General features: G+C 67.9%; 23 protein-coding genes. 15 read left to right on the forward strand and 8 right to left on the reverse strand.

The features are described from left to right. Positions 1–20 precede the first annotated feature (20 nt). Positions 21–929 carry a carbohydrate ABC transporter permease gene (locus tag ACFCYE_RS05040; protein ID WP_376176834.1) on the reverse strand — a complete coding sequence of 303 codons (909 nt, stop codon included), beginning with the start codon at positions 927–929 and terminating at the stop codon, positions 21–23. Further along, positions 919–1,869, reverse strand: a complete 951-nt coding sequence (locus ACFCYE_RS05045; protein ID WP_376176835.1) for a carbohydrate ABC transporter permease — start codon at positions 1,867–1,869, stop codon at positions 919–921. The genes ACFCYE_RS05040 and ACFCYE_RS05045 overlap by 11 nt, the downstream gene beginning before the upstream one ends. 143 nt (positions 1,870–2,012) lie before the next feature. Between ACFCYE_RS05045 and ACFCYE_RS05050 the strand changes: the two genes are divergently transcribed. Further along, a complete protein-coding gene (locus tag ACFCYE_RS05050) occupies positions 2,013–3,008 on the forward strand; it encodes a LacI family DNA-binding transcriptional regulator (RefSeq protein ID WP_376176836.1) in 996 nt (331 codons plus the stop codon). Between the two features lie 29 nt (positions 3,009–3,037). Further along, complete coding sequence (locus tag ACFCYE_RS05055) at positions 3,038–4,324, forward strand: hypothetical protein (RefSeq protein ID WP_376176838.1); 1,287 nt, start codon at positions 3,038–3,040, stop codon at positions 4,322–4,324. Here the strand turns inward: ACFCYE_RS05055 and ACFCYE_RS05060 are convergent. From ACFCYE_RS05060 to ACFCYE_RS05070, 3 genes are read right to left on the reverse strand one after another with little or no spacing between them, the layout of a single operon-like run. Continuing rightward, on the reverse strand, positions 4,208–4,708 hold the full coding sequence (locus ACFCYE_RS05060) for a hypothetical protein (protein WP_376176840.1): 501 nt from the start codon (positions 4,706–4,708) through the stop codon (positions 4,208–4,210). The two genes, ACFCYE_RS05055 and ACFCYE_RS05060, sit on opposite strands and share 117 nt — an antisense overlap. Continuing rightward, positions 4,693–5,250: a hypothetical protein gene (locus ACFCYE_RS05065; protein WP_376176842.1), complete on the reverse strand. Its 558-nt coding sequence runs from the start codon at positions 5,248–5,250 to the stop codon at positions 4,693–4,695. The genes ACFCYE_RS05060 and ACFCYE_RS05065 overlap by 16 nt, the downstream gene beginning before the upstream one ends. Next, complete coding sequence (locus ACFCYE_RS05070) at positions 5,247–5,918, reverse strand: hypothetical protein (RefSeq protein ID WP_376176844.1); 672 nt, start codon at positions 5,916–5,918, stop codon at positions 5,247–5,249. The genes ACFCYE_RS05065 and ACFCYE_RS05070 overlap by 4 nt, the downstream gene beginning before the upstream one ends. A 136-nt stretch (positions 5,919–6,054) precedes the next feature. On the opposite strand from ACFCYE_RS05070, the gene ACFCYE_RS05075 reads away from it, so the two are divergent. Next, entirely contained in the window at positions 6,055–8,256 is a 2,202-nt protein-coding gene (locus tag ACFCYE_RS05075; RefSeq protein ID WP_376176846.1) for a LuxR C-terminal-related transcriptional regulator, read from the forward strand. Positions 8,257–8,262: 6 nt separating this feature from the next. Here the strand turns inward: ACFCYE_RS05075 and ACFCYE_RS05080 are convergent, their stop codons facing one another. Next, the gene (locus ACFCYE_RS05080; protein WP_376176848.1) at positions 8,263–8,589 is read right to left on the reverse strand and encodes a carboxymuconolactone decarboxylase family protein; all 327 of its coding nucleotides are present in this window, start codon (positions 8,587–8,589) and stop codon (positions 8,263–8,265) included. A 218-nt stretch (positions 8,590–8,807) separates the two neighbouring features. Between ACFCYE_RS05080 and ACFCYE_RS05085 the strand changes: the two genes are divergently transcribed. The 7 genes from ACFCYE_RS05085 (at position 8,808) to ACFCYE_RS05115 (ending at position 15,185) form a co-directional block, all read left to right on the forward strand. Then, positions 8,808–9,191, forward strand: a complete 384-nt coding sequence (locus tag ACFCYE_RS05085) for a PLDc N-terminal domain-containing protein (RefSeq protein ID WP_376176849.1) — start codon at positions 8,808–8,810, stop codon at positions 9,189–9,191. Between the two features lie 18 nt (positions 9,192–9,209). After that, positions 9,210–9,632: a DUF6325 family protein gene (locus ACFCYE_RS05090; protein WP_376176851.1), complete on the forward strand. Its 423-nt coding sequence runs from the start codon at positions 9,210–9,212 to the stop codon at positions 9,630–9,632. A 15-nt stretch (positions 9,633–9,647) separates the two neighbouring features. Then, a complete protein-coding gene (locus tag ACFCYE_RS05095) occupies positions 9,648–9,998 on the forward strand; it encodes an SHOCT domain-containing protein (protein WP_376176853.1) in 351 nt (116 codons plus the stop codon). A gap of 37 nt (positions 9,999–10,035) precedes the next feature. Beyond that, entirely contained in the window at positions 10,036–12,375 is a 2,340-nt protein-coding gene (locus ACFCYE_RS05100; RefSeq protein WP_376176855.1) for an arylsulfatase, read from the forward strand. Between the two features lie 78 nt (positions 12,376–12,453). Continuing rightward, the gene (locus ACFCYE_RS05105) at positions 12,454–14,160 is read left to right on the forward strand and encodes an MDR family MFS transporter (protein ID WP_376176857.1); all 1,707 of its coding nucleotides are present in this window, start codon (positions 12,454–12,456) and stop codon (positions 14,158–14,160) included. 1 nt (position 14,161) lies between these two features. Beyond that, entirely contained in the window at positions 14,162–14,614 is a 453-nt protein-coding gene (locus ACFCYE_RS05110) for a MarR family winged helix-turn-helix transcriptional regulator (RefSeq protein ID WP_376176859.1), read from the forward strand. Positions 14,615–14,690: 76 nt separating this feature from the next. Further along, positions 14,691–15,185 carry a MarR family winged helix-turn-helix transcriptional regulator gene (locus tag ACFCYE_RS05115; protein WP_376176860.1) on the forward strand — a complete coding sequence of 165 codons (495 nt, stop codon included), beginning with the start codon at positions 14,691–14,693 and terminating at the stop codon, positions 15,183–15,185. 7 nt (positions 15,186–15,192) lie between these two features. Here ACFCYE_RS05115 and ACFCYE_RS05120 read toward each other — a convergent pair whose 3' ends face one another. Both ACFCYE_RS05120 and ACFCYE_RS05125 read right to left on the reverse strand, forming a co-directional pair. Beyond that, positions 15,193–15,762: an NADPH-dependent FMN reductase gene (locus ACFCYE_RS05120; RefSeq protein WP_376176862.1), complete on the reverse strand. Its 570-nt coding sequence runs from the start codon at positions 15,760–15,762 to the stop codon at positions 15,193–15,195. A 76-nt stretch (positions 15,763–15,838) separates the two neighbouring features. Then, positions 15,839–16,630: a helix-turn-helix transcriptional regulator gene (locus ACFCYE_RS05125; RefSeq protein WP_376176864.1), complete on the reverse strand. Its 792-nt coding sequence runs from the start codon at positions 16,628–16,630 to the stop codon at positions 15,839–15,841. A gap of 82 nt (positions 16,631–16,712) precedes the next feature. Between ACFCYE_RS05125 and ilvD the strand changes: the two genes are divergently transcribed. The 5 genes from ilvD to ACFCYE_RS05150 all read left to right on the forward strand — a co-directional run bounded on the left by ilvD (position 16,713) and on the right by ACFCYE_RS05150 (position 22,577). After that, on the forward strand, positions 16,713–18,626 hold the full coding sequence (ilvD, locus tag ACFCYE_RS05130) for a dihydroxy-acid dehydratase (protein ID WP_376176866.1): 1,914 nt from the start codon (positions 16,713–16,715) through the stop codon (positions 18,624–18,626). Positions 18,627–18,660: 34 nt separating this feature from the next. Beyond that, positions 18,661–19,638, forward strand: coding sequence for an aldo/keto reductase (locus tag ACFCYE_RS05135; RefSeq protein ID WP_376176868.1), 978 nt, complete (start codon positions 18,661–18,663; stop codon positions 19,636–19,638). A gap of 145 nt (positions 19,639–19,783) precedes the next feature. Then, on the forward strand, positions 19,784–20,779 hold the full coding sequence (locus tag ACFCYE_RS05140; protein WP_376176870.1) for a PLP-dependent cysteine synthase family protein: 996 nt from the start codon (positions 19,784–19,786) through the stop codon (positions 20,777–20,779). A 38-nt stretch (positions 20,780–20,817) separates the two neighbouring features. Next, positions 20,818–22,443, forward strand: a complete 1,626-nt coding sequence (locus tag ACFCYE_RS05145) for a sodium-dependent transporter (RefSeq protein ID WP_376176872.1) — start codon at positions 20,818–20,820, stop codon at positions 22,441–22,443. Beyond that, on the forward strand, positions 22,440–22,577 hold the full coding sequence (locus tag ACFCYE_RS05150) for a methionine/alanine import family NSS transporter small subunit (RefSeq protein ID WP_376176874.1): 138 nt from the start codon (positions 22,440–22,442) through the stop codon (positions 22,575–22,577). The genes ACFCYE_RS05145 and ACFCYE_RS05150 overlap by 4 nt, the downstream gene beginning before the upstream one ends. The last annotated feature ends 18 nt before the right edge of the window (positions 22,578–22,595 follow it).

Raw genomic sequence — 22,595 nt, forward strand, 5'->3', positions numbered from 1 at the left:
GAGACCTGGGAGGTCGGGGCTTACTTGAGTCCGGTCGTGGCGATCCCCTTGATGAGGAACTTCTGCCCGAACGCGAAGATGAGGACGAGGGGGACGATGGATACGACGCTCATCGCGAACATCGCCCCGAAGGATGACGTCGACTGCGCGTCGATGAACGATCGCAGCGCGATCGGAACCGTGTAGTTGCCAGGGCTCGTGAGGAAGATGAGCTGCGAGAAGAAGTCGTTCCACACCCAGATGAAGGTGAAGATCGTCGTCGTCGCGAGCGCAGGGGTCATGAGCGGCAGCAGGATCTGGAAGAAGATGCGACCATGTCCCGCGCCGTCGATGCGCGCCGCCTCATCGAGTTCCTTCGGCAGGCCTCGGATGAACTGCACCATCAGGAAGATGAAGAAGGCGTCCGTTGCGAGGAACTTCGGCACGATGAGCGGCCAGAACGAATCGTTCAGCCCCAACTGCGCCCACAGGATGTACTGCGGGACGATCACCACATGGATCGGCAGCATCAGCGTGACGAGCATGTACGCGAACGCCGGCCGCTGGAATCGGAATCGCAGGCGCGCGAACGCGTAGGCCGCGAGCGAGCAGCTGAACAGGTTGCCCACGATCGAGCCGAGCACGATGACGCCCGAGTTCAGCAGGTACTGCCCGAACGGCGTGCCGAGTGCGGTCCACCCGTAGACGTAGTTCTCCCACTCGAAGTCGGTGAGGATCAGCGACGGATTCGCGAAGATCTCGCCCTCTGGTCGCAGTGAGCTCACGACCATCCACAACACGGGATACAGCGAGATGATGACCATGATGATCATGACCGCCTGCCGCAGTGCGCGGCCCCAGATCGAACGGCTCTGCTGACGGTAGGGGCGAGGGCCACGCCGACGCGTCGGTGTAACGAGGGTCCTGGTGGAAAGATTCTCAGTCGTCATAGTGCACCCAGTACTTGGAAAGCCAGAAGTTCACGGCGGTGAGGACGCCGATGATGATGAGCAGCAGCCACGCGAGCGCCGAGGCGTAGCCCATCCGGAAGGAGCTGAAACCCTCCTGGTAGAGGTACAGCGTGTAGAAGAGGAGGGAATCAGCCGGCCCTCCGGAGCCGCCGGAGACGATGAATGCCTGCGTGAAGGCGGAGAACGAGTTGATCACCGCGAGGACGAGGTTGAAGAAGATGATCGGCGTGAGCAGCGGCAGGGTGATCGCGCGGAAGCGCCACCACGCGGGCGCCCCGTCGGTGGCGGCGGCCTCGTAGAGCTCGGCGGGGATCTGGCGGAGCCCGGCGAGGAAGATCACCATGGGCGAGCCGAACATCCAGACGTGCAGCAGGATGATCGTCGACAGCGACGTCTCAGGGTTGCCGATCCAGCTCTGGTTCGATTCGATGCCGAGCGCGCCGAGAATGGCGTTGAGGAGGCCGTCGGCGCCGAAGATCAGGCGCCACAGCATCGCGATGGCGACGGATGCTCCGAGCAGACTCGGCAGGTAGAACGCGGAACGGTAGAACGCCAGACCGCGCATGCCCTTGTCGAGGAGGATCGCCAGCCCGAGCGCGACGCCGAGCTGGAGGGGCACTCCGATCAGCACATAGAGGAAGGTCACCAGCAGCGACTGGTGCAGGCGGGTGTCACTGAGCATCCGCGCGTAGTTGTCGACGCCGACCCAATTCGGATCCTGCAGCAGGTTGAAGTCCGTGAACGACAGATACAGCGACATCAGGATCGGCCCGAGCGTCAGGACGGCCGCGCCGAGGATGAACGGTGCGAGGAAGACGACGGCTGCTCTGTTGTCCGGCGCGGCCGCGCGTCTCTCCTCCTTCGTCCGTCTTCTGCCCTTGCGGGCATGTGACATGCTCCGCAGTTCAGCGATGCTCATGCTTGTCCCCATCCTCCTTGATGTCGGCAGCGTTACTACGTACTACTAATACGTAGTACTAAGACGTATTGGCTACTATGGCAAAACACGGATGCCGCGTCAACCGTTTTTTCCGGAGTGGCCGGTTCAGAGGGGAGCTGGGGATGGAGAAGCGGGCTACGAGTCGTGATGTGGCGAAGCTTGCGGGGGTGTCGCAATCGACGGTGTCTTTCGTGTTCACCGGGCGGGACGGGATCTCCGAGCCGACCAGGAAACGCGTGATGGAGGCGGCGGCCGAACTGCACTATCGTCCGAATCTCGCGGCGCGATCCATGCGGACGCACCGGACGGGAAGACTGGCGGTCGCCATGACCGTCTCGGCGCTGAACCCGCTCACTCTGCTCCACGGCGTGACGACCGCTGCGCAGGAGGCCGGGTACGCGGTCGAGGTCGTGTACGTGCCCGGTGAGCCGGAAGCGCGTGCCGAGCGGCTCGCTGAGATCGTCGCCTCTGAGGAGTTCGAGGGCATCCTCTCGTTCACGCCTCTGCATGCGCCGGTTCCGCCGATCGATCGGACGCGGACCGCGGTGCTGTCGCTGAGCGAATTCGATGAGCGGATGCACGTCACAGGCGAACTCACCGACGCGCGGCCGGTGGTGGAGATGATGGAGCGTCTCGTCGAACTGGGGCATCGACGCTTCCTGCACATCACCGGGGACCTCACATTCCCCTCTGCGATCGCGCGCCGCGATGCCTACCTCGCCACGATCGAGCGTCTCGGGCTCGAGTCCATGGGCGTGATCACGGGAAGCTGGCACCCGCCGGCCGGTCATGATCCCATCGCGGCGCTGCCGGACGAGACGGCTCCGTTCGCGCTGATCGCCGCCAACGATCTCGTCGCGACCGGCGCCATCCGCGCCGCGGTGCTGCGCGGGTGGTCGGTGCCAGGGCGCATGAGCGTCACGGGCTGGGATGACCTCGAACAGAGCGAGTACCTGGTCCCGTCACTGACGTCGGTCATCCAAGACCGTGAGGCGCTGGGGGCGAACTCGATGCGGCGGCTCATCGCGACGGTGCGGCGCGAGCCGGTTCCGCCCGCGGCGACGGGCCTGCAGCGGGTGGTCTGGCGCGACTCGATCGGCGTGCCCGCGACGTCCTGATCCGACCCGCACGCGCTACCGTGAGAGCCATGCCGCCACTGCTCCGCACCTTCGGGCGCATCCTCGCCAGGCACGGGGTCCTGTTGGTGACCTGGTATCTGGCCGGCGAGGCCCTGCACGAGCTGCTCGTGCAGATCGCGGGGTTCGTCGGCGGCCACACGACACTCGGAGGACTCCTGCTGCTGCCGCTCGCTGTCGCGGCTCGGCTGGTCTCTTACGTGGCCATGTACCTCACTGTGCGGCCGTCGCTGCCGCACATCCTCACCCCGCAGCGCCAGGGCCCGCGTGAGTTCGGCGCCGCGATCCTTCCCGCGATCCTGCCGTTCTTCGCCTTCTATGCGGCGTGGGGGATGCTGACCGCGGACCAGATCGAGTTCTTCAACATCGCCAGCGTCATCGCCCTGAACGACTCGGGGTTCGATCTGACGCAGATGCGCGATCGTGGCGGGCTGGTCTCCGTCGGAGTGCTTCCCGTCGCCGTGCTCGTGATCGCGCTCGTCGCGCGGTTCGTCTTCTCCCGGTTCCGCGAAAGTCTCCCGTCGTGGACGCTGATCCTGGCCGCCTACGCCGAAGTGCTGTGGACCTTCATGCTGTTCACACTGGTCGGGCAGTGGTGGGCCGGCGTGGTCGACTGGACGGCGTCGAGGACCGGGGCGCAGTGGCTCGAGGGGATCGGCGACTGGTTCGCGGCGAACCTCGTGCTCGTCGCGGGCGTGTGGGAGGCCGGGACCTGGGCCTTCGGCATCCTCATCGCGGCGGTCATCGTGCCCGCCGCCTGGCTGCTGGTGGCCGGCGTGATCTACGGCACGGCGTTCGACGGGGCCGTTCCACGGATGCTGCGCACCGCAGCGGATTCCCGCGGGACGACGGCGATCCTCGCGCGTACGCTCACCCGCCGATTCGAGGATCTCTGGGCCGGCGTGGCCGTGGTGTGGCGAGGCGGGCCCGTGCTGTTCGGAGCCTACGCGCTGGCGTACTGCCTGTGGGCGCTGGCCGAGCGGACGGGAACGCGAGGTCTGCTGCAGGTGATCGGCGGACACGAGTCGGAGTTCTGGAAGGCGTTCCTCCCGCTCATCCTGGTCGCCGTCGCGGCCGTGGCCGAACCGCTGCGCGTCGCGATCGTCGCGACGGCCTACGACAGCGTCATCGGGCGTCCGGAGGCGGGACTGGAATCACGCGCGCCGGGCGGCCACGCCGTCTCACGGCTCCACGGGGAGGCGGAGGACGGTGCCATCCTCGTCGGTCACGTCGAACCAGAACGGACCGGTCGCGTCGTCGGGGACGACGAAGACCGCGAGGATGTCGTACGGCGCTGACTCCGCACGACACCCGGACTCTCCGGCGTCGTGGGGGACGTCGAGTTCGGCCCGCGAACTCTCCCACACGCGGCCGCCGGCCGCCTCGGTCAGCAGGAACGCGGGGCAGGTCGTGGCGTCGAGCCCGCCGCTCGAACGCAGGCGAACGCTGAGGGCGTGCGCCCCCTCCGGAGCGTCGAACTCGTCCTCCCGCACGGAGCGCAGGAGGAGCTGCTGACCTGCGACGTCGACAGCATCGTCCGCGGAGACCGCCGTCACGGAAGCGGACGTGTTCGACGGCAGGACATCGAACCACACGTGGACGGCGACGACCGCGACCACCGCCAGGAGCAGTGCACCGAGGGAGCGACCTCGCCGCAACCGGCGCATCAGGACCACTCCCATGCGGGTTCCGTGACGTCGATCTCCGCAGCCGACGGCAGATCGTCCAGCGACACGGGCAGCACGACCACGTCATCCAGATGCGGTGTCGTGTACCCGGTGACCAGCCTCAGTTCGCCGACTCCGGCATCCACGTCCGGCGGCAGCTCGAAGGCGAGCATCCCGACGGTGTCCGTGCCGACGCGGAGGTCCGCCCCGAGCAGAGACGTTCTGGGCCGCTCACTCGCCTGGAAGGTGCGGTCGCCGATCACGAGCGTGGCGAGATGGATCGACGCGCCCACCTCGGTCCGTGGCGCGGAGGCCACCACCGTCACGACGAGCCAGTTGCCCGATGCGTCCCATTCGCCGTCATCGACGGTGATGCGCTCGGCGAAGGACGCGTCACGGACCTGCGCCGTGAGCGTGCGGCCGGTCGCGGCCTCGTCGGCATCGCCGTGGACGAGGAATGCCTGCGTCGTGGCCGTGTTCGACGGCGTGATGGCGACAGCGACGCCGGCGCCGAGCACGAGGGCCGTGCCGAGCAGCCAGGGCAGAGCGCGCCTCACGGCGCCTGCTCCACGGTCACCGGTGCGCTGATGCGAGCCGCAAGATCGCCGCGTCGCCAGGTCAGCTGATCGGCTGAGACGATCACCTGACCTCTGGTCACCTCTGCCTCATGGACATCGATCCGCAGGATGCCGTCGGCGAAGGCGTCCTGCGGTACCGGCCAGGCGATCTGCACGACATCCGGCACGCCGGGCTGGAGCACGACGCCGCCGGCGGATCCGTCCGGGCGCCATGCCTCGGCCGAGCTCGTCGGCTCGACGTCCGCCAAGGCGATGAGCGGCTCGGCGGCGTGCACCAGGCGCGATTCCACCCGGTCCGCCGATGTGCCCAGACCGATGGGGCGGTCGGAGAGGTTCTCGAGTCGCAGAGTGACGACGACCAGCGTCTCGCCCGGTTCTGCCTCCACGTACTGCTCCTCGACGGCATCCGTGGTGACGGCATCCAGGACCGTGACCGAGTACAGGGAGGTCCGAGCCTCTTCGTCGATGACCAGCTCGTCCGGCGATGCCGAGGCCGGGAGCAGCCCGCCGAAACCGACGAAGCATGCGGCCGCGACCGTGACGCCGAGAACGGCGATCCAGGCCGGTGCGCCGACATCGGTGACGGTGCGCCGGAACGCGGCGCCGCCACGGCGCACGATCCCGGGGGAGTCGTCGGTGCTCGTCACGCCGTCAGCCTAGTGCGACAGGGCGCGCGGACAGGCGTCCCTGCGCCCCAGTCGAGATCTCTGGCGCGCGGTGATCCGCTCGCCCTAGTATTCGCGTGAGGGGGAAGATTGCGATCCAGTGCGGGGAGACGCTGACGTGTCAACAGTGCTGCTCGGCAGCAAGATTCAGGTGCCCGCCGTCCGGCCGGGCGGTGTCAGTCGTGCGCGATTGGTCGACCGTGCCAGAGGGAGCGGCGCGCGCGTGGTCTCGGTCGCCGCTCCGGCCGGATACGGGAAGTCCACCCTCCTGGCGCAATGGGCCGCCGGAGAGGACCGCAGGATCGCTTGGGTCTCGCTCGACCGCACCGATGTCGACCCGGCCGCCGTGCTGTCGGTGATCGCCGCGGCGTCCGTCGAGCTGTCGCCCGTCGTCGGCGACGTCATCGACGATCTGAGAGGCATCGGGACCGCCGCGCTGGGACGTTCGGCGCCGTTGCTCGCCGGCGCGCTCGCCGCGGCCCCCGATGACTTCGTCCTGTTCATCGACGATGTGCACTGGGCGGAATCCGAGGACTGCCAGGACGCGCTCGAGATCCTCTTCGCCCGTGTGCCGGACGGCTCGCAGGTGGTGATCGCCGGTCGGCGCGAGTCGGCGCTCCTCGCTCGGCTTCGTGCCGTGGGCGATGCGTGGGAGATCGGCGTCGACGACCTGTCGCTCGACGATGCCGGGGCGCGGACCATCTTCGATCGTGCCGGAGCCGCGCATGTCCCCGATGAGCATCTGACGCGCATCGTCGAGCATTGCGAGGGTTGGCCGACCGGACTGTTCCTGTGCGCGCTCGTCGCCCGGTCCGGCGGGGACGCAGCAGCCGTCACCGGAACCGACCGATTCGTCGCCGACTACCTCTACCGCGAGTGCATCGCGCGCCTGCCGATCGATGTTCAGGAGTTCCTGCGACGCAGCTCCATCCTGGAGCAGCTTTCGGCGGCCTCGTGCGATGCCGTCGTGGGAATCACGGACTCCCGAGCGAAACTGCGCGAGCTCGAAGCGAGCAATCTGTTCCTGATCGGGCTCGACCGGAATCGCGGCTGGTTCCGTTTCCACCCGCTGTTCCGCGAGTTCCTCGAGACCGAACTCGAGCGGACGGAAGGATCGGCAGCCGTCGTCGAGCTCCATCGCCGCGCCGCGGCCTGGCATGAGGCGGACGGCGATCCCGTGCAGGCGATCGAACACCTCCTGCGGGCGCACGAGGTGCAGCGGGCGGCGGAGCGGATCGCCGAGCTCAGCCTGCCCATGTATCAGCTCGGACAGGTCTCCACCCTCAAGCGCTGGCTGGCGGACCTCGGCGACGACATCGTCAGCGGCTTCCCGCCGCTGATCGTCTCGATGACCTGGACGGCCATCCTCCTCGGCGATGTCGCGGCGGGCGAACGCTGGTCGCGACGGCTGGAGTCGTTCGACGCGGAGGGTCTGCCCGCGCCGGACCGGGTGCTGTTCGAGTCGGCACGCGCCATGATCCGCGCCGCGCTGTGCGAGCACGGTCACCTCCGCTTCGTGGAGGAAGCCGCGTTCGCCATGCAGCACGAGCCCGAATCGAGTGCATGGCGCGATCAGGCACTGCACCTGTGGGGTGTGGCATGCGTGTTCACAGACGATCAGGAGGCGGCGAAAGCCGCGTTCGAAACGGCGATCGATGTCGCTACCGCCGCGGGCAACGCGGACACGGTCATCCTCAGTGCGCCCGAGCTCGCGCTGTTCGCCATCGAACGGGGCGATTGGGCGGCCGCACGCGCGTACGCGTCGCTGGCCGTCGAGACGGTCGACTCCAGCCATATGGACGGATATCCCACGACGGCTCTCGCGCTCGCCGTCGCAGCCCGAGTCGCCCTCCACGACGGCGATCGCGAGCGCGGCGTGCGACTGCTCGCCAGGGCGATGCGCGCCCGCATCGGCTGCACGCACCTGCTGCCGTATCTTTCGGTGCGCGCGAGGAAGCAGCTCATCAGGGCGCATCTCGCCGTCGACGACCGGGCGGCGGCCCGACATCTCATGCGTGAGATCGATGATCTGCTGCGCCGTCGTCCGGACGTCGGCGCGCTGTCGGCGCAGGTCGAGCATCTGCGAGGCGTCCTCGCCGCCGAGCCGGCCGCAGGAGGAAGCGTGCCGCTGACCCCGGCGGAGTTGCGCCTGCTGCCGTATCTGCAGACGCATCTCACGATCGCGGAGATCGGGCGGCGACTGTTCATCTCGCGCAACACGGTGAGTTCGGAGGTGGGGTCGATCTATCGCAAGCTCGGGGTCACGACGCGTTCGGCGGCTGTGGAACGGGCGAGCGAGGTCGGCCTGCTCGGAGGCTGATGCGCGTCAGGCCTCGGAATCGGGCACCAGGTCTTCGCCGTGCCCGAGGGCCACGGCGATCCGCGGTGCCGCGGCGACGACCCGCGGCAGCCCGACGTCACCGATCAGTCCTTCCAGCACCGCGACGATCTCCTCCAACGCCACACCGGCCGCCACGGCATCGTCCACGGCCGAGCGCATCGAGGCCGCGGGTGCGTTGTTCGCGATGAGCGCCGCGATCCGAACGAGCGCCACCGTCCGTTCGTCGAGCGCCTCGGACCATTCGGGGCCCTCGTCGGCGCCTGCGACCTGATCATCGATGCAGAGGCGTCTCAGTCTCTCGACAGCATCCACGGGTGTCTCCTCCTGCGTCCGCCCGATCGTGGAGCGAACCGTCTGCGTCCAGTGCACCGCGGCCGGCCGCCGGACGCACCATGCGAATCGCATGATCCGCAGCGCGCGGACCGGCCGGTTCACACGAATCGCATGATGCGACGGTTTCGGTCGCCTGGATACCGTGACGCATGGGACGCCGGTCGGTGCCCTCTTGAACGCTCGGAAAGGGCATCGTCATGGGTTTCTTCGACTTCCTGGTGTGGATGCTGTGGTTCTATCTCGTGATCCTGTGCGTGTGGACCTTCATCTGGATCTTCATCGATGTCTTCCGTGACAGCTCGTTGAGCGGTTGGGGCAAGGCCGGGTGGGTGATCCTGCTCATCGTGCTGCCGTTCCTCGGCGCGCTCATCTATCTGATCGCTCGCGGCGGGTCGATGGCGCAGCGCCAGGCCGCCCAGGCACATGCCGCCGCTCAGGCGAACGCGGACTACGTCCGCAGCGTGGCCGGTGTCGCGACGTCCCCGTCCGCTGAGATCGAGCGCGCGCAGGGTCTGCTGTCCTCGGGGGCGATCTCGCAGTCCGAGTTCGACGCGCTGAAGGCCAAGGCGCTCGCCGCCTGATCGGCATCGGGACACATCATGGATGAACTGGAATTCGGGCCCGTCGAGTTCGTGCTCGCCGACTTCGTCGGGGAGACGCCCGATCCGCTCGTGATCGAGGCGATCGCGCAACTCGTCGATGCCGGGACGGTGCGCCTCATCGACCTGCTGCACGTCTCGCGCGATGCCGACGGCGCGGTGCGGTGGCTCGAAGTCGACGACGCCGGCATCGAGTTGGGCGGCATCGAACTGGCGGCATCGGGCCTCGTCTCGCACGAGGACGTGGAGCGCCTGGCCGATGGGCTCCCCGCCGGCGGCTCTGCGCTGCTGCTGGCCGTCGAACTGCTGTGGGCGAAGCATCTGGCTTCCGCCGTCGCGGCCGCGGGAGGACGTGTCATCGACACCGTCCGGATCCCCGCACCGATCGTGAACGCCGTCGTCGCTGATGCCGTCGGCGTCTGAGAAAGGGACGAGAACATGCCTCTCATGGGACGAATGGGTCGACCGGGCCTGATCGGGATGGCCGCACGGACGGCCGTCGTCGCAGGTACTGCCACCGCCGTCAGCGGAAACGTGGCCAGGCGCCAGCAGCGCCGCGCGGAGGACAAGTACGAGCAGCACCAGTACGAACTGCAGCAGGAGGCTGCTGCGATGGCCCCACCCGGCCCGCAGTACGCGGCACCCGCACCCGCACCCGCACCCGCACCCGCACCGGCGGCGGACGGCAGCGATCTCGTCGCCCAACTGCAGCAGCTCGCGACGCTGAAGATGCAGGGCGTGCTCAGCGAGGCCGAGTTCGAGGCCGCCAAGGCGAAACTGCTCGGCTGATCCGCCGGCGGCGCAAGAAGCAAGGCAAGGAGACGATATGACCACGGACAGTCGCACGATCGCCGGGGCTCCGCTGCCGCCGAGCAGGACCCTTCCATTCGCCCCGAAACCATCGGGCAGCTTCGCCGGACGCACGCTCGCCGAGTCGGATTATGCGCCCCTTCCGGCGCAGCGTCACCTCGGCGACGACGCTCCCAACATCCTCGTCATTCTGATCGATGACGCGGGGCCGGCGTTGCCCGCCCCGCTCGGCGGTGCCGTCGCCACGCCGACGCTCGAGCGCATCCGAAACGAAGGTCTCGGGTTCAATCGGTTCCACACCACGGCGATGTGCTCGCCGACTCGGGCGTCCCTGCTGACCGGCCGCAACCACCACCGCGTCGGCTCGGGGCAGATCGCCGAGCTCGCCAACGACTGGGACGGCTATTCCGGCCACATCCCGAAGTCGAGTGCGACGATCGCCGAGGTGCTGCGAAACTACGGCTACTCGACAGGCGCGTGGGGCAAATGGCACAACACCCCTGCGGAGGAGACCACGGTCGCAGGTCCCTACGACCGGTGGCCGACGGGGTACGGGTTCGAGTACTTCTACGGCTTCCTCGCAGGAGAGGCGTCGCAGTACGAGCCGAACCTCGTGCGCAACACCACTTCCGTGCTGCCGCCGAAGACGCCGGAGGAGGGGTATCACCTCAGCGAGGACATCGCCGACGACGCGATCGGATGGCTGCGCAATCACAAAGCGCTCTCGCCGGACAAGCCGTTCTTCATGTACTGGGCGACCGGAGCCATCCACGGGCCGCACCACATCATGAAGGAGTGGGCGGACAAATACAAGGGAGAGTTCGACGACGGCTGGGACGTCTACCGCGAGAGGGCGCTCGAAGGCGCCAAAGCGGCAGGGTGGGTGCCCGAGGACGCCGTGCTCACACCGCGCCCGGACAATCTGCAGGGCTGGGATGAGATCCCGGAGGATCAGAAGCCTTTCCAAGCGCGTCTGATGGAGGTGTGCGCGGGATTCGGAGAGCATGCCGATGTGCAGGCCGGACGGTTGGTGGACACGCTCGAGGAGCTGGGCTACGCCGAGAACACGCTCGTCGTCTACATCTGGGGCGACAACGGCTCCTCGGGTGAAGGCCAGAACGGCACGATCAGCGAGCTGCTCGCGCAGAACATGATCCCGACCACGATCGATCAGCACATCGCAGCGTTGGAGGAGCTCGGCGGTCTCGACGCGCTGGGCACGCCGGCGACCGACAACCAGTACCACGCGGGGTGGGCGTGGGCGGGATCGACGCCCTACCAGGGCATGAAGCTCATGGCGTCGCACCTCGGCGGCACCCGCAATCCGATGTTCCTGCGGTGGCCGGAGCGGATCGCGCCCGACCCGCAACCGCGCACGCAGTTCCACCACGTGATCGACCTGGCCCCGACGATCTACGAGATCCTCGGCATCTCCGCGCCGGAGTCCGTCAACGGCATCCACCAGGACCCGATCGACGGGACCAGCTTCGTCTACGCGGTCGACGACGGCGCCGCGGCTGGGCGGCACCGCACGCAGTACTTCGAGATCATGGCCAGTCGGTCCATCTATTCGGATGGGTGGATGGCATCGTCCACCGGGCCGCGGCTGCCGTGGCTTCCCGGTGCGCCTCCCGGCATCGCCACCTGGACGCCGGACCACGACACGTGGGAGCTCTATCACCTGGATGCGGACTGGAGCCAGGCTCACGACCTCGCTGAGGAGAACCCGGCGAAGCTCGCCGAGCTGAAGGAGCTCTTCGCGATCGAGGCGGCCAAGAACGAGGTCCTCCCGGTCGGTGCCGGCCTGTGGGTGCCGGTGTACCACCCCGAGTACCGGATCTCCGTGCCGTACACCGAGTGGGACATGACCGGGGATACGGTGCGCGTACCGGAGTTCTGCGCACCGGCTCTCGGAAACAAGCCGAACGTGGTGTCGATTCAGGCGAAGCTGCCCGCGCGTGCCAATGGCGTGCTGTACAAGCTCGGCGGCGCCGGAGGCGGGCTCACCTGCTTCCTCGTCGATGGTGTGCTGACATATGAGTACAACCTGTTCCTGGTTCAGCGCACGACGATCGCGTCGTCCGATCCGCTGCCGGCCGGCGACGTCACGATCGAGGTCGACACGACCTATGTCGAACCGCGTCCCGGTGGTCCGCTGTCCGTGACGCTCCGTGTCGACGGGGTGGAGGTCGGCTCAGGGGTCGTCCCCGTCAGCGCACCGCTGCTGTTCACCGCGAACGACTGCCTGGACATCGGGCGCGCATACGGCGGAGCGGTCTCGCGGGCATACGTCGATCGCATGCCGTTCGCGTTCGAAGGCACGATCGGGAAGGTGCATATCGCGTACAGCAGTTGACCGAGGGCAATGGTTGCTGTTTGGCAACTAAAGGTGTATGGTTGATCCAGATCAACTTTCTATGCAGGAGCAGACACCGTGACCTCCACACCTTCCTCCGCGCCCGAGCCAGTGCGCTCGGCCCGCGAGGTCTTCACCGCGATCTCCGGCCTCGTCGTCGGAATGTTCGTCGCCGTGCTCTCGGGCACGGTCGTGTCGACCTCGATGCCCGTCATCATCGCCGACCTCGGCGGAACGCAGGCCCAGTACACCTGGGTCATCACCGCGAGCCTGCTGGCCACCGCGGTCTCCACCCCGATCTGGGGCAAGCTGGCCGACCTCATGGACCGCAAGATCCTCGTCCAGATCTCGCTGATCCTCTTCACGGTCGGCACCGTCATCGCCGGGTTCTCGACCGACACCAACATGCTCATCGCCGTGCGCGTGATCCAGGGCATCGGCGTGGGCGGTCTGATGTCGCTCGTGATGATCGCCGTCGCGCTCATCATCTCGCCGCGCGAGCGCGGCAAGTACATGGGCGTCGTCGGCGGCATCATGGCGCTCGGCACGATCGGCGGACCGCTGCTCGGCGGATTCCTCACCGACGCGTGGGGATGGCGTTCCAACTTCTTCGTCGGCGTCCCGTTCGCGATCATCGCGCTCATCCTGCTGCAGTTCACGCTGCACCTGCCGAAGCCGGCGAAGGCCAAGGTCTCGATCGACTACTTCGGCATCGTGCTGCTCGCCGTCGGCGTCTCGACCCTGCTGATCTGGGTCTCGATGGGCGGCAGCCAGTTCGAGTGGGACTCCGCCACGAGCATCGCGCTCATCGTCGGTGCAGGCGTCGCGCTCGCCGCCTTCATCGCGGTCGAATTCTTCGTCAAGGAACCGATCGTTCCGATGTCGCTGTTCCGCAACCGCACGTTCACGCTGTCCGTGATCGCCTCGATCGCCATCGGCGTCTCGATGTTCGCCACCTCGGTGTTCCTTGCGCAGTACTTCCAGCTCGCGCGTGGCGCGACGCCGACGGAGTCGGGCCTGATGACCATTCCGATGATCGTCGGCCAGATGGGCGCCTCGATCATCATCGGTCAGCTCGTGAGCCGGTTCGGCAAGTGGAAGGCCTGGATGGTCCTCGGCGCGATCCTGTCGGTCATCGGCGTCAGCCTGATGGCGACGCTGCGCTACGACACCCCGTTCACGCTCGTCGCGATCTACATGTTCGTCCTCGGCGCCGGTCTCGGCATGGTGATGCAGAACCTCACCCTGATCGTGCAGAACGACACCCCACCGACCCAGCTGGGCGCCGCGTCCTCGAACGTGAACTTCTTCCGCACGATCGCCGGCACCATCGGCGTCACGATCATGGGCTCGATCCTGTCGACCAGCGTCGGGACCTACATCGCGGATGACCTGAAGGGCTTCACTCCCACCACGCAGGAGGAGATCGACGCGCTCACGCACCTCGCCTCCGGCGACGTCCCCAAGATGAACGAGCTGCCGGACACGATCCGCACGATCGTGGAGTCCGCGTACGGGCTGGGCATCGCGGACGCCTTCATGATCGCCATCCCGCTCGCCGTCCTCGGCGTCATCGCGATCGCGTTCATCAAGAACAAGCCGCTGTCGACCAAGACCGCGGCCGAGCAGCTGCGCGAGCAGGCGGAGGAGTCGGTGATCGAGATCGCCGAGGCCGAGGTGGCCGCTTCCCTCAACACGACCGGAGCCATCCGGATCGACGGGACGCAGCCCTCCACCGGTTCGCTGGCCGTGATCGAACGCGAAGATCCGGAGCGGGGGCGCTGACATGGCCGCCGGCACCGCAGCGCAGAGCGACGTCGACGACGCGCTCGCGGAGTTCCAGGGGCACCTGAACCTGATCTTCTCCAAGGCTCGGTCGCTCTGGAAGGAGTCCGCTGCGCGGATCCACCCCGAGCTGCAGCCCGCCGGGTACAAGCTGCTGGCCTCCATCGCCCGCGCAGGCAGCACGAACGCGCACCAGCTCGCCGAGCTCTTCGAGATGGACAAGTCGGTCGTCAGCCGCCAGGTGCGGATGCTGGAGGAACTCGGTCTCATCGAGTCCCGCCCCGACGAGACCGACGGTCGGCTGCGCGTGCTCACCGCGACGCCGACGGCCTGCGCGGCCCTCGCCGACGTCCGCGGCGATCACGCGCAGCGGCTGCGGACGAGCATCACCGGGCTGACGCAGGACGAGATCCGGACGGCATCGAAGGTGTTCCGCCTCCTCGCGGAGGCGTGAACCAGCGGCATCCTCGCCCTCTCGCCGTGCTCCGGCGACCTGAGGCGAGGGCGCCGCGAGCCGTAAACTGGCGGGCATGAGTGAGCAGCCCGCCGAGACGCCTGCGGACACGAGTTCGTCGCCCGCGGCATCCACGATCGCGGGTCCCGAACTCGACGAGGCGGTCGCACGTGTCGAGCACGAACTCGGCCGGCTGTTCGCCCGCATCCGCGTCAGCTGGCGCGAAGCGGCGGTGACCGTGCATCCGGACCTGCAGCCGCTCGGCTACCAGGTGCTCACCTCGATCGCGAGCGGCAAGGCGACGTCTGCGGGCGAGATCATCGAGCGCCTGCAGACCGACAAGTCCGCCGTCAGCCGACAGGTGCGCCAGCTCGAGGAGCTCGGGCTCGTGGAGAGCGTGCCGTCTCCCGTCGATCGGCGGGCGCGCGTGCTCGTGGCGACCGACCTCGCGCAGGAGCGCATCGCCGTGGCGCGCGCCCGCTACGAGGGGCGCATCGGCGAGCGACTGCGCGCCTGGACCGCCGCGGACCTCGACCACTTCGCCGACCTGCTCAACGCGCTCGGCGGTTGACGAGCCCTCAGGCGCGCGGAAGGACCGTCAGCACGCGTTCGACGTGCTCGCGGAACTCGAGCATGTAGTTCGCCAGGAAATCCCGCGTGCTGTCCACTTTGACCTCGCCGTTCTCGCCGAAGACGTCGGGGTCGAAGTGGATGTACGCCTCGGGCGACGTCATCTGGCGGGCGTTGCAGAAGCTCAGCACGGCGCGCAGGCTCTGCTGAGCCAGGGCGGTCCCGATGGTGCCGATCGACGCCCCGATGACTCCGGCAGGGATGTGGTCGAACGAGTTCTGCCCCCATGGGCGGGAAGCCCAGTCGATCGCGTTCTTGAGGGCGCCGGGGATCGAGCGGTTGTACTCCGGGGTGACGAAGAGCACGGCATCCGATGCCGCGATCGCGTCCTTCAGTGCGAGCGCGGACGGCGGGTAGTCCTCGTCAAGATCGCGATTGTAGAGCGGGAGGTCGCCGATCGGGATCTCCGCGAACTCGAGGTCGTCCGGCGCCAGCCGGATGAGCGCTTTCGACAGCGTGCGGTTGATGGAATCCTTCGACAGGCTTCCGACGAAGTAGCCGACCTTGTATGTAGCCATGACACGCCCTCCTGCGGTGTGGTGAAAACGGACCTGTGCTTCAGCTTGCTCCGCATCGCCCGCAGGCGAAAGGGGGTCAGGTGCCGGTCGGGACGTACAGGATGAGCTCCAGATCGGGGAACTCGCTGGGCACCACTCCGTGCTGCTCGTAGACCGTGAGTCCGGCGAGCGGATGCCGGAACGACCGCTCGCGCGACACGAAGCCTTCGACGTCGCGCTCCTGCCAGATCCGGGCGAACTCCGTCGACGCCGCGCTCACCCGCGCGACGATCCCGTCCTCGCGCGGTGCGCTCAGCCACCGCCGCGCGTCAGCGCGGAACTCGCCGACGAAGCGGCGGCTCTGCTGCTCCCAGTCCGGCAGCAGTCGCCGGAGCTCCTGATCGGTGAACAGCAGCCAGAGGAGGTTTCGATCCTCGGCATCCAGACTCTCGATGCGCGGGTACAGGTGCACGTAGGCGATGTTCCAGCCGATGATCGTCCAATCGGCGGCGAGGAGGAACGCGGGGAACGGGAAGGACTCCAGCAGCCGGCGGAGGCGTTCGGGCGCGTGCTCGGTCGCCTCGGACGGCGCCGCGATCTCACCGTGCCCGCCGAGCGTGAGCAGGTACGTCATCTCCACCGGGCGCAGGCCGAACAGTCGTCCGAGCGCTTCGAGCACCTGACGCGACGGGTTGATCTCCCGCGCCTGCTCGAGCCACGTGTACCAGGTGACGCTGAGACCCGCGAGAGTCGCGACCTCCTCGCGGCGCAGTCCCTGCAGCCTGCCGCGAGGGGCGTCGGGCAGGCCCAGAGCCATACGGTCGGCGCGGGCCCGTCGATCACGCAGGAATGCGGCGAGTTCCTCGCGGCGTCGTGGCTCGGCATCCATGGCGTGCTCCTTCGGGTGGTAGTACCACTACTAGTATCAACGCCGTCTGGCCAGGGACGCGATTCTCTGACCGAATGGTGACATGCCCGCACTCCGCTCTCGCACCATCACCCACGGCCGCAACATGGCCGGCGCCCGCGCATTGCTGCGCGCCGCCGGCGTGAACGGCGCCGACCTCGGACGCAAGCCGATCATCGCGGTCGCCAACAGCTTCACCGAGTTCGTGCCAGGGCACACCCATCTGCAGCCGGTGGGACGCATCGTCTCGGACGCGATCTCCGCAGCCGGCGGCATCCCGCGCGAGTTCAACACGATCGCCGTCGACGACGGCATCGCGATGGGCCACGGCGGCATGCTCTACTCGCTCCCGTCGCGCGACCTGATCGCGGACTCGGTCGAATACATGGTCAACGCGCACTGCGCCGACGCGCTGGTCTGCATCTCGAACTGCGACAAGATCACCCCCGGCATGCTCATGGCAGCGCTGCGCCTGAACATCCCGACGGTCTTCGTCTCCGGCGGGCCCATGGAATCCGGCCGTGCGACGCTCGTGGACGGCTCGATCCGCACCCTCGACCTCGTCGACGCGATCTCCGACGCCGTCAATGAGAACATCTCGGATGCCGACATCCAGCGCATCGAGGAGGAGGCGTGCCCGACCTGCGGATCGTGCTCCGGCATGTTCACCGCCAACTCGATGAACTGCCTCACCGAGGCGATCGGGCTGTCGCTGCCAGGCAACGGCTCGGTGCTCGCCACGCACACGGCGCGCAAGGCGCTGTACGAGAACGCCGGTTCGCTCGTCGTCGACATCACGCGCAAGTACTACGACGAGGACGACGCGTCGGTGCTGCCGCGCAGCATCGCGACCCCCGAGGCGTTCGGCAATGCGATGGCGCTGGACATCGCGATGGGCGGCTCGACCAACACGATCCTGCACCTGCTCGCCGCCGCGCACGAGGCGGGGGTCCAGTTCGGTCTCGATGAGATCGACGCCGTCTCCCGCCGCGTGCCGTGCCTGGCCAAGGTCGCGCCCAACGTCGCCGGCGGCGGCAAGACCTACTACATGGAGGACGTCCACCGCGCCGGCGGCGTCCCCGCGATCCTCGGCGAACTGCGCCGCGGCGGCCTGCTCGACGAGAACGTGCACACGGTGCACTCGGCGACCATGGGGGAATGGCTCGACGCCTGGGACGTCCGCAGCGGGTCGACCGCGGAGGAGGCGTTCGAGCTCTGGCACGCGGCTCCGGCCGGCATCCGCTCGTCGAAGGCGTTCTCGCAGTCCTCCCGCTGGGAGGAGCTGGATCTGGATGCCGCTGGTGGCTGCATCCGATCGGTCGAGCACGCGTATTCGCAGGACGGTGGACTGGCGGTGCTCCGCGGCAACATCGCCGTGGACGGCGCCGTGGTGAAGACCGCCGGCGTCGACCCGTCGATCTGGACCTTCTCCGGACCCGCCGTGGTGTGCGAGTCGCAGGACGAAGCCGTGGCGAAGATCCTCGCCAAGGAGGTCGCCGAGGGCGACGTCGTCGTGATCCGCTACGAGGGCCCGAAGGGCGGGCCAGGCATGCAGGAGATGCTGTACCCGACGTCGTTCCTGAAGGGCCGCGGGCTCGGCAAGAAGTGCGCGCTGATCACGGACGGACGCTTCTCCGGCGGCACGTCGGGACTGTCGATCGGGCACGTCTCGCCCGAGGCGGCATCCGGCGGCGTCATCGCCCTCGTCGAGGACGGCGACATCATCACGATCGACATCCCGACCAGAGGAATGACGCTCGAGGTGTCGGAGGAGGAGCTCGAGTCGCGTCGACGCCGGCTGATCGATGCCGGAGGCTACCGCCCCCGTGACCGCGAGCGCGTGGTGTCACCGGCGCTGCGCGCGTATGCTGCGATGGCACTGTCGGCGGACAAGGGCGCCGTCCGCGACGTCGACCGCGTCGAGCGGGCGCTGCGCGAGCAGGAAGCGCGCGAGGCCGCCGCGATCCTGGCGGTGTGATCCGCGGACGACAGCGAAGGACAGGAACACGACGATGAAGTACGTCAACCTCGGCCGAACCGGCATGAAGATCTCGGAGATCGTCCTCGGATGCATGAGCTACGGCGTCGGGGACCGAGGGCCGCATGCGTGGACGCTCGATGAGCAGACCAGTCGCCCGTTCATCCGGCAGGCGCTCGAGGCGGGGATCACCACGTTCGACACCGCCGACGTGTACTCGGATGGCACGAGCGAGGAGATCGTCGGCCGTGCGCTGAACGATTTCGCCCGTCGCGACGACGTCGTGATCGCGACGAAGGTGCACGGGAAGATGGGCGAAACCCCGAACCGCCGGGGCCTCTCCCGCGCGCACATCCTGTCCGCGATCGACGACAGCCTGCGCCGTCTCGGCACCGACTACGTGGACCTGTACCAGATCCACCGCTGGGACCCGGAGACCCCGATCGAGGAGACGATGCAGGCCCTTGACGACGTGGTCCGCGCCGGCAAGGCGCGCTACATCGGGGCCTCTTCGATGTACGCCTGGCAGTTCGCCAAGGCGCAGCGCGCAGCCGAGGTGAACGGCCTCACGCGGTTCGTGTCCATGCAGGACCAGTACAACCTCATCCAGCGCGAGGAGGAGCGCGAGATGCACCCCCTCTGCGCGGACGAGGGCATCGGCGTCCTGCCGTGGTCGCCGCTGGCCAGGGGCAGGTTGACGCGCGACTGGGATGCCGAGACGAACCGCTCCGGCACGGACCTCGTGACCCAGGGCATGTACCACGCTGAGGAAGCCTCCAACCGGTCCATCGCGGATGCGGTCCGTGCGGTCGCGGAGGAGCGCGGTGTCAGCCGTGCCCAGGTAGCACTCGCCTGGGTGCGGCAGCAGCCGGTGGTGACGGCGCCGATCGTCGGCGCGACGAAGCCGCAGCACCTCACGGACGCGATCGACGCGCTCGAGATCGAGCTCGCGGAGGACGAGATCGCCCGGCTCGAGGAGCCCTACACACCCCGTCTGCCGGAAGGCTTCTGACACGCAGTTGTGGCGCGGGTGCCCGCGGGGTTACTCTCACGGTGTGTCCCTGACCTGTCGTTGTCGTCGCTGAGCGTTCTCGCTCGCCTCGGACGACCCCAGATCACCCCGCGCCATCGCGCGCGCATCCTGTCAGGAAACCACCGTGCGTTACGCCAACCACATCGCCGAACTCGTCGGCCACACCCCGCTCGTCCGTCTGAACGCCGTAGCGGCAGGCATCCGGGCCACCGTCCTCGCCAAGGTGGAGTACTTCAACCCCGGCGGCTCCGCGAAGGACCGCATCGCGGCATCCATCATCGACGCAGCCGAACGCGACGGCCGACTGAAGCCGGGAGGGACGATCGTCGAGGCGACCAGCGGCAACACCGGAGTCGGTCTCGCGCTGGTCGCCCTGCAACGCGGATATCGGATGGTGTTCGTCGTGCCGGACAAGTTCGACGGACCCAAGGTCGCGACGCTGCGCGCCTACGGCGCCGAGGTGGTCGTGACCCCGACGAGCGTCGAACCGACGGATCCCCGGTCGTATTACAGCGTCGCCGCGCGTCTTGCGGCCGAGATCCCCGGGGCGTTCAACCCCAACCAGTTCGCGAACCAGAACGGCCCCCTGGGGCACTTCGAGACGACCGGTCCGGAGATCTGGACCGACACCGACGGGAAGATCACCCACTTCGTCGCCGGCATCGGCACCGGCGGCACGATCAGCGGCACCGGTCGCTACCTCAAGCACGCCAGCGGCGGGCTGGTGCAGGTCATCGGCGCCGATCCTGAGGGGTCGATCTACTCGGGCGGACCGATCCACGGATACCTGGTCGAGGGCGTCGGCGAGGACTTCCTGCCCGAGACCTTCGACGGTTCGGTCGTCGATGCGTACGAGCGCGTGTCGGATGCCGAGTCCTTCGCGATGACCCGCCGACTGGCCGCGCAAGAGGGCCTGTTCGTCGGCGGTTCGAGCGGCATGGCCGTCGTCGCGGCGCTGCGGACCGCGGCATCCCTGGGCGAGGACGATGTCGTCGTGGTCCTGCTCCCCGATCACGGCCGCGGTTATCTCGACAAGCTGTACGACGACGCCTGGTTGGCCGAGCACGCGTTCGCGGTGCCGGAGCGTCAGGGCTCGGCCGTGGTCACGGACGCGAACTGATCCTCACGCGCGGAACCCGGTGAGATATCGTCGGGGACATGGCAGCCGCGACCACGCTCTCCCAGAGCCCGAAGCGCGAAGCCTTCGGCTCGCGCAACGTCTTCATCCTCTCGGCCATCGGATCTGCCGTCGGACTCGGCAACATCTGGCGGTTCCCGTACGTCGCGTACGAGGGTGGCGGAGGCGCGTTCCTCATCCCGTATCTGTGCGCGCTTCTGACCGCCGGCATCCCGCTGCTGTTCTTCGACTACGCGATCGGACACCGCTTCCGCGGTTCAGCGCCCCTGGCGTTCAGACGGATGCACCGCGTGGCCGAGCCGCTCGGATGGTGGCAGGTGCTCATCAGCGTCGTCATCGCTCTGTACTACGCCGTCATCATCGCGTGGGCCGCCATGTACACCTGGTTCTCCGCGCAGCTGAGCTGGGGCGCGGGGAACGAGGAGGCGTTCTTCGGCGGTGAATTCCTGCAGTCGGAGGATGTCAAGGACGTCGGCATCTCGACGACGTTCGTGCCTCAGGTCGGCATACCGCTCGCGGTGGTCTGGGTGGTCGTCATCGTGATCATGGCGTTCGGGGTCAAGCGGGGCATCGGTCGGGCGAACGCCGTGCTCATGCCGCTGCTGACCGTGATGTTCGCAGCGCTCGTCGTCCAGTCGCTGTTCCTGCCCGGCGCATTGGACGGACTGAACGCGTTCTTCACGCCGAACTGGGCGGCGCTCGCCGATCCGGCCGTCTGGGCATCCGCCTACGGGCACATCTTCTTCTCGCTGTCGGTGGCGTTCGGCATCATGGTGACGTACGCGTCGTATCTCAAGCGCAAGACGGACCTCACCGGATCCGGACTCGTGGTCGCGTTCGCGAACTCCGGCTTCGAGATCCTCGCCGGAATCGGGGTGTTCGCAGCTCTCGGGTTCATGGCGCAGGCGCAGGGCGTCGAAGTCTCCGGCGTCGCCACCTCTGGGATCGGCCTGGCCTTCGTCGCGTTCCCCACGATCGTGTCGCAGGCGGCCGGCGGGACGATCATCGGCGTGCTCTTCTTCGGTGCGCTGACCTTCGCCGGTGTGACCTCTCTCATCTCGGTCATCGAGGTCATCGTCGCAGCCCTGCAGGACAAGCTCGGCTGGCGGCGGGTGCGGACGACGTTGACCGTCTCGATCCCGTTGGCGATCGTCTCGATCGCACTGTTCTCCACGACGACCGCGCTGGTCGTTCTCGACACGACGGATGCCTTCGTCAACGCGTTCGGGATCATGGCCGTGGCGCTGGTCGCTGTCGTGGTGGTCGCGTGGGTCCTGCACCAGCTGCCGCGCCTGCAGGACCACCTCAACGCGCGCTCGAGTTTCCGCGTCGGCATTCTCTGGCGTCTGCTCGTCGCGGCGCTCGCGCCGATCGTGCTCGGCTACCTGTTCGTGACGGGGCTGATCGAGAAGATCTCCGAACCTTACGGGGGATACCCGGTCTGGTTCATCGGGATCTTCGGATGGGGGATGGTGATCGCACTCGTCGTGTTCGCCGTCCTGCTCTCGGTCGTGCCGTGGAGCAAGCACTCGCATGCCAAGGACGACCCGGACTACGATGCCTTCCTCGCCGATGAGCATTACGAGCCGAATCCGGAGACCGCGGCCATGCATCTGGGCGCACAGGAGAAGGGGGCGGGCGCATGACCACGACAGCCATCATCATGATGATCGTCGCCATGCTCACGGTCTGGGGCGGCCTGGTCGCGGCGATCGTGAATCTGGCGCGCCACCCCGAGGCCGCCGACGACGAGCCGGCGGCTCCTCCGGTTGAGCTCTGACGCGGCCTGAGCCGGTAG

Origin of the sequence: Microbacterium sp. NPDC056234 (assembly GCF_042267585.1) — a bacterium.
Lineage (GTDB): Bacteria > Actinomycetota > Actinomycetes > Actinomycetales > Microbacteriaceae > Microbacterium.